This window comes from Streptomyces sp. DSM 118878 (assembly GCF_052936595.1).
The window spans coordinates 1,796,216-1,810,000 of the sequence record NZ_CP193622.1 but is presented as its reverse complement, the minus strand read 5'-3'; the positions used below and the strand labels follow the sequence as shown (position 1 = coordinate 1,810,000).

Below are 13,785 nucleotides of genomic sequence, written 5' to 3'. Positions count from 1 at the left end.
TGCGAAAGGTCCGGCGTAGAGGGTAAGACCCCCGTAGTCGAAACATCAACGGCTCGTTTGAGAGACACCCAAGTAGCACGGGGCCCGAGAAATCCCGTGTGAATCTGGCGGGACCACCCGTTAAGCCTAAATATTCCCTGGTGACCGATAGCGGATAGTACCGTGAGGGAATGGTGAAAAGTACCGCGGGAGCGGAGTGAAATAGTACCTGAAACCGTGTGCCTACAAGCCGTGGGAGCGTCGCGCATCAAGCTTGCTTGGTGCGTCGTGACTGCGTGCCTTTTGAAGAATGAGCCTGCGAGTTTGCGGTGTGTTGCGAGGTTAACCCGTGTGGGGAAGCCGTAGCGAAAGCGAGTCCGAATAGGGCGATTTAGTAGCGCGCTCAAGACCCGAAGCGGAGTGATCTAGCCATGGGCAGGTTGAAGCGGCTGTAAGAGGTCGTGGAGGACCGAACCCACCAGGGTTGAAAACCTGGGGGATGACCTGTGGTTAGGGGTGAAAGGCCAATCAAACTCCGTGATAGCTGGTTCTCCCCGAAATGCATTTAGGTGCAGCGTCGTGTGTTTCTTGCCGGAGGTAGAGCACTGGATAGGCGATGGGCCCTACCGGGTTACTGACCTTAGCCAAACTCCGAATGCCGGTAAGTGAGAGCACGGCAGTGAGACTGTGGGGGATAAGCTCCATGGTCGAGAGGGAAACAGCCCAGAGCATCGACTAAGGCCCCTAAGCGTACGCTAAGTGGGAAAGGATGTGGAGTCGCACAGACAACCAGGAGGTTGGCTTAGAAGCAGCCACCCTTGAAAGAGTGCGTAATAGCTCACTGGTCTAGTGATTCCGCGCCGACAATGTAGCGGGGCTCAAGCGTACCGCCGAAGTCGTGTCATTGCAGCAATAGGGCCAACGCCCGCTGTGATGGGTAGGGGAGCGTCGTGTGCCGGGTGAAGCTGCAGCGGAAGCTAGTGGTGGACGGTTCACGAGTGAGAATGCAGGCATGAGTAGCGATACATACGTGAGAAACGTGTGCGCCGATTGACTAAGGGTTCCTGGGTCAAGCTGATCTGCCCAGGGTAAGTCGGGACCTAAGGCGAGGCCGACAGGCGTAGTCGATGGATAACCGGTTGATATTCCGGTACCCGCTGTGAAGCGTCAAACATCGAGCCCATTAATGCTAAGGCCGTGAAGCCGTCCTGGAGCCTTCGGGCAAAGGGAAGTGGTGGAGCCGCCGACCCAAGGTGGTAGTAGGTGAGTGATGGGGTGACGCAGGAAGGTAGTCCAGCCCGGGCGATGGTAGTCCCGGGGTAAGGGTGTAGGCCGTGTGATAGGTAAATCCGTCGCACATCAAGGCTGAGACCTGATGCCGAGCCGATTGTGGTGAAGTGGATGATCCTATGCTGTCGAGAAAAGCCTCTAGCGAGTTTCATGGCGGCCCGTACCCTAAACCGACTCAGGTGGTCAGGTAGAGAATACCGAGGCGTTCGGGTGAACTATGGTTAAGGAACTCGGCAAAATGCCCCCGTAACTTCGGGAGAAGGGGGGCCATCACCGGTGATGAGTCTTGCACTCTGAGCTGGGGGTGGCCGCAGAGACCAGCGAGAAGCGACTGTTTACTAAAAACACAGGTCCGTGCGAAGCCGTAAGGCGATGTATACGGACTGACGCCTGCCCGGTGCTGGAACGTTAAGGGGACCGGTTAGTGCGCTTTCGGGCGTGCGAAGCTGAGAACTTAAGCGCCAGTAAACGGCGGTGGTAACTATAACCATCCTAAGGTAGCGAAATTCCTTGTCGGGTAAGTTCCGACCTGCACGAATGGCGTAACGACTTCTCGACTGTCTCAACCATAGGCCCGGTGAAATTGCACTACGAGTAAAGATGCTCGTTTCGCGCAGAAGGACGGAAAGACCCCGGGACCTTTACTATAGTTTGATATTGGTGTTCGGTTCGGCTTGTGTAGGATAGGTGGGAGACTTTGAAGCGGGCACGCCAGTGTTCGTGGAGTCGCCGTTGAAATACCACTCTGGTCGTGCTGGATGTCTAACCTCGGTCCGTGATCCGGATCAGGGACAGTGTCTGATGGGTAGTTTAACTGGGGCGGTTGCCTCCTAAAGAGTAACGGAGGCGCCCAAAGGTTCCCTCAGCCTGGTTGGTAATCAGGTGTTGAGTGTAAGTGCACAAGGGAGCTTGACTGTGAGACCGACGGGTCGAGCAGGGACGAAAGTCGGGACTAGTGATCCGGCGGTGGCTTGTGGAAGCGCCGTCGCTCAACGGATAAAAGGTACCCCGGGGATAACAGGCTGATCTTCCCCAAGAGTCCATATCGACGGGATGGTTTGGCACCTCGATGTCGGCTCGTCGCATCCTGGGGCTGGAGTCGGTCCCAAGGGTTGGGCTGTTCGCCCATTAAAGCGGTACGCGAGCTGGGTTTAGAACGTCGTGAGACAGTTCGGTCCCTATCCTCTGTGCGCGTAGGAATATTGAGAAGGGCTGTCCCTAGTACGAGAGGACCGGGACGGACGAACCTCTGGTGTGCCAGTTGTCCTGCCAAGGGCATGGCTGGTTGGCTACGTTCGGAAAGGATAACCGCTGAAAGCATCTAAGCGGGAAGCCTGCTTCGAGATGAGTATTCCCACCCCCTTTGAGGGGTTAAGGCTCCCAGTAGACGACTGGGTTGATAGGCCAGATCTGGAAGCCCGGTAACGGGTGGAGGTGACTGGTACTAATAGGCCGAGGGCTTGTCCTCAGTTGCTCGCGTCCACTGTGTTGGTTCTGAAACCACGAACAACCCCGTCATGCCACATGGCGGTGCGGTTGTCAGTTTCATAGTGTTTCGGTGGTCATAGCATGAGGGAAACGCCCGGTTACATTCCGAACCCGGAAGCTAAGCCTCATAGCGCCGATGGTACTGCAGGGGGGACCCTGTGGGAGAGTAGGACGCCGCCGAACTCCTTTTATAGCCGCAGCTCCTGGATTAAGTTCCAGGAGCTGCGGCTTTTTGCGTTCTCTGGCCGTAGAAGAGCGGCTACCCCTCACGCACCGAGGCGTCGCGACTGAGGGTAAGGTCAGGGGGCATCATTGGTTCTTTCCCACAGGAGGCCCCCGGGTGGAGGTCCAGGAGACACGCGTCCAGACGGACCGTGTCCTCACCATCCCGAACATCCTCAGCATGGCGCGCCTCGTCGGCGTGCCCCTGTTCCTGTGGCTGATCCTCAGGCCGGAGTTCGGAGGGCCCAAGAGCGACGGGTGGGCGCTGCTGGTCCTCGCGCTGAGCGGCATCAGCGACTACCTCGACGGGAAGCTCGCGCGCCGCTGGAACCAGATCAGCAGCCTCGGCCGGCTGCTCGACCCCGCCGCCGACCGGCTCTACATCCTCTCGACACTCGTCGGCCTGACATGGCGCGAGATTCTTCCGCTCTGGCTGACAGCGGCGCTTCTGCTGCGCGAGCTGGTTCTCCTGGTGATGGTCGGGATCCTCCGGCGCCACGGCTATCCGCCGCCCCAGGTGAACTTCCTGGGCAAGGCCGCCACCTTCAACCTGATGTACGCCTTTCCACTACTGCTGCTCAGTGACGGAAGCGGCTGGATCGCTTCTCTCGCTGCTATTTTCGGATGGGCGTTCGCAGGATGGGGTACAACGCTGTACTGGTGGGCAGGAATCCTGTATGTGGTTCAGGTCCGCCGACTTGTCAAGGTGGACAGCATGACCGATTGAGCCCGCCGATTCGGCGGCCGTAGAGGCGCGAAGGCCCGTATCTGACTTACGCGGGTCTCATGCGGTGGGCTTGTCGGCAAGATCGTCGTCTATAAGGAGGACGTTTCCGACATGAAGGCCGTCGTAATGGCCGGCGGTGAGGGCACACGCCTTCGCCCGATGACCTCCAGCATGCCCAAGCCGCTTCTCCCAGTGGCCAACCGCCCCATCATGGAGCATGTGCTTCGCCTGCTGAAGAGGCATGGGCTCACCGAGACCGTAGTAACAGTGCAGTTCCTGGCATCGCTGGTCAAGAATTACTTCGGCGACGGCGAAGAGCTCGGCATGGAGCTCACGTATGCCAATGAGGAGAAGCCGCTCGGCACCGCCGGCAGCGTCAAGAACGCCGAGGAAGCGCTGAAGGACGATGCCTTCCTCGTCATCTCCGGCGACGCGCTCACCGACTTCGACCTCACCGACCTGATTAACTTCCACAAGGAAAAGGGCGCGCTCGTCACCGTCTGTCTGACGCGCGTACCGAACCCTCTGGAGTTCGGCATCACCATTGTCGACGAAGAAGGAAAGGTCGAGCGCTTCCTCGAGAAGCCGACCTGGGGCCAGGTCTTCTCCGACACGGTGAATACCGGCATCTACGTGATGGAGCCCGAGGTCTTCGACTACGTCGAGGCCGATACGTCGGTCGACTGGTCCGGTGACGTCTTCCCCCAGCTGATGAAGGAAGGCAAGCCCATCTACGGCTACATCGCCGAGGGCTACTGGGAGGACGTCGGCACGCACGAGAGCTACGGCAAGGCCCAGGCCGACGTCCTCGAGGGCAAGGTCGACGTCGAACTCGACGGCTTCGAGATCTCGCCGGGCGTCTGGGTCGCCGAGGGCGCCGAGGTGCACCCCGACGCCGTGCTGCGCGGGCCCCTCTACATCGGGGACTACGCCAAGGTCGAGGCGAACGCCGAGATCCGTGAGCACACCGTGTTGGGCTCGAACGTCGTCGTCAAGAGCGGCGCGTTCCTGCACAGGGCCGTCGTGCACGACAACGTCTACATCGGAGAGCACTGCAACTTGCGCGGCTGCGTGGTCGGCAAGAACACCGACATCATGCGGGCCGCGCGCATCGAGGACGGCGCCGTCATCGGCGACGAGTGCCTCGTCGGCGAAGAATCGATCGTGCAGGGCAACGTGCGGGTCTACCCGTTCAAGACGATCGAAGCGGGTGCGTTCGTCAACACGTCGGTCATCTGGGAGTCCCGGGGCCAGGCGCACCTGTTCGGCGCGCGCGGCGTCTCCGGCATCCTGAACGTGGAGATCACGCCGGAGCTGGCCGTGCGCCTCGCGGGGGCGTACGCGACGACCCTGAAGAAGGGCTCGACCGTCACGACCGCGCGTGACCACTCCCGAGGCGCGCGTGCCCTCAAGCGAGCGGTCATCTCGGCGCTGCAGGCCAGCGCCATCGAGGTGCGCGACCTGGAGAACGTACCGCTGCCGGTGGCGCGGCAGCAGACGGCCCGGGGCAGCGCCGGCGGAATCATGATCCGGACGACGCCCGGGGTGCCGGACTCCGTCGACATCATGTTCTTCGACGGGCAGGGGGCCGACCTCTCGCAGGCCGGCCAGCGGAAGCTGGACCGGGTGTACGCGCGCCAGGAGTACCGGCGTGCCTTCCCCGGCGAGATCGGTGACCTGCACTTCCCGTCCAGCGTCTACGACTCGTACACCGGATCCCTGCTGCGGAACGTCGACACCACCGGGGTCGCCGAGTCGGGGCTCAAGGTCGTCGTCGACGCCTCGAACGGCAGCGCCGGCCTCGTGCTGCCCAGCCTCCTCGGCAAGCTCCGGGTGGACGCGCTGACGATCAACCCGGGTCTCGACGAGTCGCGGCCCACCGAGACCGCCGATGCCCGCAGGTCCGGCCTTGTGCGGCTCGGCGAGATCGTGGCTTCGGCGCGGGCCGCCTTCGGTGTGCGCTTCGACCCGGTCGGCGAGCGGCTCTCACTGGTGGACGAGAAGGGCCGGATCGTCGAGGACGACCGGGCTCTGCTGGTCATGCTCGACCTGGTGGCCGCCGAGCGGCGCAGCGGGCGGGTGGCGCTGCCGGTGACGACGACGCGCATCGCCGAGCAGGTCGCCGCGTACCACGGCACGCAGGTGGACTGGACGACGACGTCGCCGGACGACCTGACGCGGGTCGGCCGCGGCGAGTCGACGATCTTCGGCGGTGACGGGCGCGGTGGCTTCGTGGTGCCCGAGTTCAGCAGTGTGTTCGACGGTACGGCCGCGTTCGTGCGGCTCGTCGGCCTGGTGGCGCGCACCCAGCTCACCCTGAGCCAGATCGACGCGCGCATTCCGCGCGCGCATGTCCAGCGGCGTGATCTGGCGACGCCGTGGGCCGTCAAGGGGCTCGTGATGCGACGCGTGGTGGAGGCGGCCGGGGACCGGTCCGTGGACACCACCGACGGTGTACGGGTCGTGGAGGCCGACGGCCGGTGGGTGCTCGTGCTGCCCGACCCGGCCGAGGCCGTCACGCATCTGTGGGCCGAGGGCCCCGATGACGCGTCCGCCCAGGCGCTGCTCGACGAGTGGGCAGCGGTGGTGGACAGCGCGGGTCGCTGACCACGCGCGCGTGCCGGGCATGTACCCATAACGGGTGCTGCCCGGCACGCCGGTGGGGCCATTCGGACGCAGCGCCCACGACGTGCGACGATGTGCGGCATGCCGCAGCAGCCCCCCGATCGGAGCACCCCCGCACGCCCCCGGCGTCCGGACGCCTCCATGTCGCTGCTCACCACGGTCATGGACCACAGCCTCGACGAGGGCTACGCGGAGGCCGCGGCCAGGAAGAAGGCCAGCGGGGACAGTGGTGTCCCGCGTCCGCTGCGCGCCAAGCTCGGGCTCGCGGCGGGGCTCGTCCTCGCCGCCCTCGTGGTGACCGTGGGCGCCGCCGAGGCGCGGATAGACGCACCGGTGGTCGCCAAGGAGCGCGAGGAGCTCATCGACCGCGTCGAGGACGCGACGGCCGGTGCGGACAAGCTGGAGGACGACGTGGACGAGCTCCGCGACGACGTCGGCGCCCGGCAGCGGGCCGCGCTGAAGAAGCACGGCGGCAGCAAGGGTGAACTGGTCGGTCTCCTCTCCGGCGCCACCAAGGTCCACGGGCCGGGCGTGAAGCTCGTGGTGGACGACAAGAAGGCGGCGGACCAGGGGGGCGGCGGGCCGCGGGAGAGCGCGGACTTCTCCGACACCGGGCGGGTGCGGGACCGCGACATGCAGCGCGTCGTCAACGGCCTGTGGGAGTCCGGGGCCGAGGCGATCTCCATCAATGACCAGCGGCTCACCGCGCTGTCGGCGATCAGGGCCGCGGGTGACGCCATACTGGTCGACAACAGGCCGCTGGTGCCGCCGTATACGGTGCTCGCGGTGGGGGACGGGAAACGTTTGAGTGCCCGGTTCCAGAACAGCCACGACGGTCAGTACCTGCACGCGCTGCAAGAGAACTTCGGCATCCGGACCAGCATCTCCGTGTCTGAAGAACTCCGGCTGCCCGCGGCGCCGAGTGTGACCGTACGTACAGCAGAGCCGAAGGCAGGAAAGGGCACATCGTGATCGCCGTACTGGGCCTCGTCGTGGGAGTCGTGGCCGGATTGTTGGTTCGGCCCGAGGTTCCGGCGGTCGTCGAGCCGTACCTTCCGATCGCCGTGGTCGCGGCCCTGGACGCCGTGTTCGGCGGGCTGCGCGCGATGCTCGACGGCATCTTCGACGACAAGGTCTTCGTGGTGTCGTTCCTGTCGAACGTGGTGGTCGCCGCGTTGATCGTGTTCCTGGGCGACAAGCTGGGCGTCGGCGCCCAGTTGTCCACGGGCGTCGTCGTGGTCCTCGGCATCCGGATCTTCTCCAACGCCGCCGCGATCCGCCGGCACATCTTCAGGGCGTGACGCCGATGAGCGCTGACGAGACACCCGAGTACCCCCGCCGCGGGGAACTGCCCGCGGAGGTGCCGGTCACCGAGCCGGAGGCACCCGCTCCGCCGGCGCGCGACGAGCCGCGGCTCACCGGCCGCCAGCGGCTGGTGAAGGGCCTGTGGCCGCCGCGGGTGACGCGGCCCCAACTGATCGTGGCCCTGCTGCTGTTCGTGCTCGGCCTCGGCCTGGCCATCCAGGTGCGGTCCAACAACGACAGCAGTGCGCTGCGCGGTGCGCGCCAGGAGGATCTCGTACGCATCCTCGATGAACTCGATGACCGTACTCAGCGTCTGGAAGAGGAGAAGAGGGGTCTCGAGGAGCAGCGGACCGGGCTCGAGAACAGCTCGGACCAGGCTGAGGAGGCCCGTAAGCAGACGGTCGAGAGGGAACGGCAACTGGGCATCCTGGCTGGCACCGTGGCCGCCCAGGGACCGGGCATCACGCTGGCCATCGAGGACAAGAAGGAGGCGATCGAGGCGGACATGCTGCTCGACGCCATCCAGGAGCTGCGCGCCGCCGGCGCGGAGGCGATCCAGGTCAACGACGTACGTGTGGTGGCCAACACCCACCTGTCGGACGCCGGTGGCGGTGGTGTGCGGGTGGACGGCCGCAAGGTCGGCGCGCCGTACTTCTTCAAGGTGATCGGCAAGCCGCAGGATCTCGAGCCTGCGCTGAACATTCCGGGAGGTGTGGTGCAGACTCTGGAGAAGGAGCAGGCCACGGTCACCGTGACCCGCTCGGAGAAGATCGTTGTGAGCGCCTTGCGACCCGCGAAGCAGCCTGACTACGCTCGGTCGTCGTCGGAGTGAGCCGCGGGCGCATGGGGGCCACGTGGCAAGGGCATGAGGTTGCGGGGGGTCGGCGCACCGGAAGCACGGTGCGTGGTGGAAACTGTTTGGTGGATTCGGACGTTATGAGGATGTCCGGTTCACCGATGAGTGCCGGTGTGTGCAATCAGGGTTCGTCCTGCCCCACGGGCGGGTCTGTTTCGGTCAAGGGGAATCGCCCGTGAAGTTGTTTGCGAAGTTGTTCGGTAAGAGTGCACGCGAGGACAGCGGTAATCCCGCCACTGCCCGTCACCGTGCCCAGCGTCATGGAGAGGCCGAGGAGCAGGGTGGAGAGCGCCCCATGTTCCGCGATCAGGTCTCTGGTCCAGGCGGAGACATTTCGGGCGGACAGGGCGCGTCGTCTGTTGACCCTGCCGGTCCCGGCCGCATAGGTTTCGGAGAACCGTCAACCTCAAGTGCGGGTGGAGGGTTTACCCCCGGCCCGTACGCGTCGAATGCTCCTTCGGGGCAGCCGCGGCAGGAGGATCCGTCCATGGCCCTGGTGTGTACGAGGTGCGGCAACCGCAATGCCGAGGCGAGCCGGTTCTGTTCCAACTGCGGTGCGCCGCTGCGGGCCGGGGCCACGCCGGAGCGTGCGTCCGAGACGACGTCCACGATCTCCATCTCGGGCCTCGAGGCCTACGACGCGGAGGCGACGGGTACGACTCCGTCTCCCGCGCTCTCCCCGGAGGCGCAGGCCGCTGTCGACGCGTTGCCGCTGGGCTCGGCGCTCCTCGTCGTGCGCCGCGGGCCGAACTCGGGCAGCCGTTTCCTGCTCGACGGAGAGCTGACCACGGCGGGTCGTCACCCGCAGAGCGACATCTTCCTGGACGACGTGACGGTGTCGCGGCGCCATGTGGAGTTCCGTCGTCTCCAGGATGGTTCCTTCACCGTCGCCGACGTGGGCAGCCTCAACGGCACGTATGTCAACCGGGAGCGCATCGACTCGGTCGCGCTGTCGAACGGCGACGAGGTGCAGATCGGCAAGTACCGGCTGGTGTTCTACGCGAGTCAGCGGAGCGTCGGCATCTGATCAGCCCCCGGACCGGGTCCGGGGATCCCCCATGGAAGGTCCATGCTGCAAACACCGAGGGGCGGTGCCGACACCGGCACCGCCGCGGACCATCGGCTGATGAGCATCGGTGCCGTGCTGAACACGCTGCGTGACGAGTTCCCCGAGGTCACGATCTCCAAGATCCGCTTCCTGGAGTCCGAGGGGCTCATCGAGCCGCAGCGCACCCCTTCCGGCTACCGGAAGTTCAGCCCGGAGGATGTCGAGCGTCTCGGCCACGTCCTGCGGATACAGCGGGACCACTATCTGCCGCTCAAGGTCATCCGTGAGTATCTCGACGCGCTGGAGCGCGGCGAGCGGGCTCCTCTGCCGTCCCTGGGGCGTCAGCGGGGCCCGGGTGACGCCGAGAGCCAGGAAGAGCTCGAAGGCCCCACGGCGGCCCGGGTGGGCCGTGACGAACTGCTCGCCCTCGCCGAGATCGACGAGAAGCAGCTCGAGGAGTGGGAGACGTACGGACTGGTCGCGCAACTGCCGGACGGCGGATACGAGGCGGAGGCGGTCACGGTGGCCTCGCTCGTCGTCGAGCTCGGGAGGTTCGGTATCGAGCCACGGCATCTGCGCGCCATGAAGTCCGCCGCCGAGCGGGAGGCCGGCCTCGTCGACCAGGTCGTCGCACCGCTGCGGCGCCACCGCAACCCGCAGACCAGGGCACATGCCGAGGCCCGCACCAAGGAGCTCGCGGGCCTGACGGGAAAGCTGCACTCGGCCCTCGTGCAGACCGCCCTCGGGATCAGACTTCCGTGACCGGCCGGGCGTCCTCGGACGCCCGGATGGCCGCCCGCGCCGTACTCGGCGGGTGCCCGACTACCCAAACCTGCCGACCACGTCCTAGGGTTGCTGTGTGAACGAGCTCGACGTCGTAGGTGTCCGGGTCGAAATGCCCTCCAACCAGCCGATCGTGCTCCTGCGTGAAGTGGGAGGCGACCGGTACCTTCCCATCTGGATCGGACCAGGTGAGGCGACCGCCATCGCCTTCGCACAGCAGGGCATGGCACCCGCACGGCCGCTGACCCACGACCTTTTCAAGGACGTGCTGGAAGCGGTGGGCCAGGAGCTCTCCGAAGTGCGCATCACCGACCTGCGAGAAGGGGTCTTCTACGCCGAGCTGGTCTTCGCCAGTGGCGTGGAGGTGAGCGCGAGGCCGTCCGACGCCATAGCGCTGGCGCTGCGCACCGGTACGCCGATCTACGGCAGCGACGGGGTCCTCGACGACGCCGGAATCGCGATCCCGGACGAGCAGGAGGACGAGGTGGAGAAGTTCCGCGAGTTCCTCGACCAGATCTCCCCCGAGGACTTCGGCACCAACAGCCAGTGAGCCGCTTCCGGCGGCCGGCTCCGGGCCATTCGGCCAGCCTTTCCCCGCGGAGGGGTACGCGAAACCACTCTCAGGGTGATTATCACTCGGCGTGGCGAGTGTGGCGATCGTTGACGAGCCCCTGGTGACTGCCTACCGTCGAGAAGGCAGGTCAAGGACGGAGGTCGGCGTGAGAAGCAGCGGCGACGGTACGGCGGTGGGTGGCCCGTACCCGTTTCACGGCAGCGCGGCCGATCACTCTCCGAAACGACCGATGGCGGTCCAGGGGAGCGGGGAAGCCACGTCGGAGAATTCCGAGCAGATCGGGTATCGGGGGCCGACGGCCTGCGCGGCCGCGGGCATCACGTACCGCCAGTTGGACTACTGGGCCCGGACGGGCCTGGTCGAGCCCAGTGTGCGGGCTGCGGGCGGCTCCGGGATCCAGCGGCTCTACAGCTTCCGGGACGTCGTCGTCCTGAAGATCGTCAAGCGGCTGCTCGACACCGGGGTGTCCCTGCAGAACATCCGGACGACGGTGCAGCACCTGCGGCAGGGCGGATACCGCGATCTGGAGCGGATGACGCTGATGAGTGACGGCGCCACGGTCTATGAATGCACGTCGCCCGGTGAGGTCCACGAGCTGCTCCAGGGCGGGCAGGGCGTCTTCGGGATCGCCGTGGGCGTGGTGTGGCGCGACGTCGAGGCCGCACTGTCCCAGCTGCACGGAGAGCGCGTGGACACCGGCGAGACACTCATCGGCCACAACCCCGCCGACGAGCTCGCCAGGCGGCGCAACAAGGCCGTCTGAGGCGGGCGGACGGGGCGTTGTCAGTGGCGTAGGGCAGCATCGACGTCGTGAGAAGCGCGCCGACGATCCTGCATCTGGACATGGATGCCTTCTACGCGTCCGCGGAACAGGCCGCGAAGCCCAGTCTGCGCGGAAAGGCCGTGGTGGTGGGCGGTCTCGGTCCGCGAGGCGTGGTGGCCACGGCGTCCTACGAGGCGCGGCTCTTCGGTGTGCACTCCGCGATGCCCATGGGCCAGGCGCGCAGACTCGCGCCGAACGCGGCCTATCTCGTGCCCCGCTTCGGTCTCTACCGCGAGATCAGCGAGCAGGTGATGGGGCTGCTGCGGGAGCTGTCGCCCCTGGTGGAGCCGCTCAGCCTGGACGAGGCCTTCGTGGACCTGGAGGCGGGCGGCGTCGCGGACGACGCGGTGTCGGCGAGGGCCGTGGGGGAGCGGCTGCGGGCGGACATCAAGGCGGTCACCGGGCTGACGGGGTCGGTGGGGCTCGCCGTCTGCAAGATGCTGGCGAAGATCGCCTCGGAGGAGGCCAAGCCGGACGGGCTCGTGCTGATCGCGCCGGGCACGGAGCGGGCGCTGCTCGCGCCGATGTCGGTGCGGACGCTGCCCGGGGTGGGGCCTGCCACGGGTGACCATCTGCGGCGGGCCGGGATCACCACGGTCGAGGAGATCGCGGAGGCCGGGGAGGACGAGCTCGTCCGGCTGCTCGGGAAGGCGCACGGGGTCTCGCTGTACGCGATGGCGCTGGCGCACGACGAGCGGCCCGTGGTGGCCGAGCGGGACACCAAGTCGGTGAGCGTCGAGGACACGTACGACGTGGACATCCACGACCGGGTGCGGGTCAGGACGGAGGTCGCGCGGCTCGCCGACCGGTGCGTGCAGCGGCTGCGGGCCGCGGGGCACTCCGGAAGGACCATCGTGCTGAAGGTGCGGCGCTTCGACTTCTCGACCCTGACGCGGTCCGAGACGCTGCGCGGGCCCACGGACGACCCCGCGGTGGTCAGGGAGGCCGCGGCGCGGCTCCTGGAGTCCGTGGACACCACGGGAGGCGTGCGGCTGCTCGGCGTGGGCGTCACGGGGCTCGCCGACTACACACAGGAGGACCTCTTCGCACAGGCCGCGGAGGCCGCGCAGGCCGCAGAGGCTGTCGCGGAGCCCGCGGACGAGGTGCCGGAGCCGGTGCGGGGCGAGGCCGTCCTCGGCCCGGAGACGGAGCCCGCCGAGGCGCCTGAGCCGCCGGTGGAGCGCCGCTGGGCGGCCGGTCACGATGTGCGGCACGCCGAGTACGGACACGGCTGGGTGCAGGGCAGCGGCCTCGGCCGGGTGACGGTGCGCTTCGAGACGCCGCAGTCGGAGCCGGGCCGCGTGCGCACGTTCAGGACGGACGACCCGAAACTGGAGCCGGCGGAGCCGCTGCCGCTGGTGGACGGGGGGCCGCCGCTGGACCGGGGGTGACGGCCGAAGGCCGGCCGGCGGACTCGTCGCGAGGGGCGGGTCAGGCCGGGTCCTGGTCTGCCACGTGGCCGAAATCGAGGTCCGCAGGGGGAGCGAGCGGAGCTGTCGTGTCCAGACCGTAGTGGTGGTAGAGCTGGACCTCCTGCGCCGGGGAGAGGTGGCGGCCGACGCCGAAGTCGGGGGCGTCCTTGATCAGGGCGCGGTCGAAGGGGATGCGGAGGGTGCCGTCGCCGACGAGTTCGCTCGGCTCCAGCGGGACGAAGGCGTCGCGGCTGAACAGGCCCGTGCGTATCGCCGCCCACTCCGGGGCGCCGGTGGCGTCGTCGAGGTAGATCTCGTCGATCGTGCCGATTTTCGCCCCGTTCCGGTCGAACGCCTTGCGGCCGATCAGGTTGCGCGGATCGATGTCGGTTCGCACGGGCCCTCCAGCTGGTCGCGGGGTGACGGACACCGGGATATGGGGACAACTCATCATTGTTCGTTCGTACTCACTACGAAAGAGCACTTCGAGGCAGGCGGCCACTCGAGGGATCGGCCATGGTCCTCGCTGGTAGGCTGGCGACGGCTGCTGATCCCGTGCGGGAGAGCTCTCCGGACCGCGGGTCCGGAGGCGCCGAAGGAGCAAATCCTCCCCGGAATCTCTCAGGCACCCGTACCGCACGGACGAGGTCACT

At 66.4% G+C, this 13,785-nt stretch carries 10 protein-coding genes, 2 rRNA genes, 1 pseudogene and 1 riboswitch (1 of these 14 running past the window's edge); of the genes and pseudogenes, 12 read left to right on the top strand and 1 reads right to left on the bottom strand.

The genetic code is table 11. From position 1 onward, the window contains the following. The 12 genes and pseudogenes from ACRAKF_RS07665 to ACRAKF_RS07610 form a co-directional block, all read left to right on the top strand. Window positions 1–2,737 (top strand): 23S ribosomal RNA (locus ACRAKF_RS07665); it begins 387 nt to the left of the window's first position. 86 nt (window positions 2,738–2,823) lie between these two features. Next, a 5S ribosomal RNA gene (rrf, locus tag ACRAKF_RS07660) occupies window positions 2,824–2,940 on the top strand. Between the two features lie 157 nt (window positions 2,941–3,097). After that, a complete protein-coding gene (locus ACRAKF_RS07655) occupies window positions 3,098–3,706 on the top strand; it encodes a CDP-alcohol phosphatidyltransferase family protein (protein ID WP_363250918.1) in 609 nt (202 codons plus the stop codon). 111 nt (window positions 3,707–3,817) lie between these two features. Then, window positions 3,818–6,313, top strand: coding sequence for a sugar phosphate nucleotidyltransferase (locus ACRAKF_RS07650; protein ID WP_447036165.1), 2,496 nt, complete (start codon window positions 3,818–3,820; stop codon window positions 6,311–6,313). A 90-nt stretch (window positions 6,314–6,403) separates the two neighbouring features. After that, a complete protein-coding gene (locus ACRAKF_RS07645) occupies window positions 6,404–7,303 on the top strand; it encodes a DUF881 domain-containing protein (RefSeq protein WP_447036164.1) in 900 nt (299 codons plus the stop codon). Beyond that, window positions 7,300–7,632, top strand: coding sequence for a small basic family protein (locus ACRAKF_RS07640; RefSeq protein WP_030794354.1), 333 nt, complete (start codon window positions 7,300–7,302; stop codon window positions 7,630–7,632). Before ACRAKF_RS07645 ends, ACRAKF_RS07640 begins: the two co-directional genes overlap by 4 nt. Window positions 7,633–7,637: 5 nt before the next feature. Next, window positions 7,638–8,468 carry a DUF881 domain-containing protein gene (locus ACRAKF_RS07635; RefSeq protein WP_447041857.1) on the top strand — a complete coding sequence of 277 codons (831 nt, stop codon included), beginning with the start codon at window positions 7,638–7,640 and terminating at the stop codon, window positions 8,466–8,468. 82 nt (window positions 8,469–8,550) lie between these two features. Beyond that, a complete protein-coding gene (locus ACRAKF_RS07630; RefSeq protein ID WP_447041856.1) occupies window positions 8,551–9,519 on the top strand; it encodes an FHA domain-containing protein in 969 nt (322 codons plus the stop codon). 42 nt (window positions 9,520–9,561) lie between these two features. Continuing rightward, the gene (gene ftsR / locus ACRAKF_RS07625) at window positions 9,562–10,302 is read left to right on the top strand and encodes a transcriptional regulator FtsR (RefSeq protein ID WP_447036163.1); all 741 of its coding nucleotides are present in this window, start codon (window positions 9,562–9,564) and stop codon (window positions 10,300–10,302) included. A gap of 97 nt (window positions 10,303–10,399) precedes the next feature. After that, entirely contained in the window at window positions 10,400–10,873 is a 474-nt protein-coding gene (locus tag ACRAKF_RS07620) for a bifunctional nuclease family protein (RefSeq protein WP_030794342.1), read from the top strand. A 169-nt stretch (window positions 10,874–11,042) separates the two neighbouring features. Then, window positions 11,043–11,660 (top strand): MerR family transcriptional regulator, encoded by a 618-nt coding sequence (locus ACRAKF_RS07615; RefSeq protein WP_447036161.1) that lies wholly within the window; start codon window positions 11,043–11,045, stop codon window positions 11,658–11,660. 47 nt (window positions 11,661–11,707) lie between these two features. Continuing rightward, window positions 11,708–13,233: pseudogene (locus tag ACRAKF_RS07610) on the top strand (DNA polymerase IV). Here the strand turns inward: ACRAKF_RS07610 and ACRAKF_RS07605 are convergent. After that, window positions 13,152–13,529, bottom strand: coding sequence for a PRC-barrel domain-containing protein (locus tag ACRAKF_RS07605; RefSeq protein ID WP_447036160.1), 378 nt, complete (start codon window positions 13,527–13,529; stop codon window positions 13,152–13,154). The pseudogene ACRAKF_RS07610 and the gene ACRAKF_RS07605 sit on opposite strands and share 82 nt — an antisense overlap. Window positions 13,530–13,680: 151 nt before the next feature. Then, window positions 13,681–13,779, top strand: a riboswitch (glycine riboswitch). The last annotated feature ends 6 nt before the right edge of the window (window positions 13,780–13,785 follow it).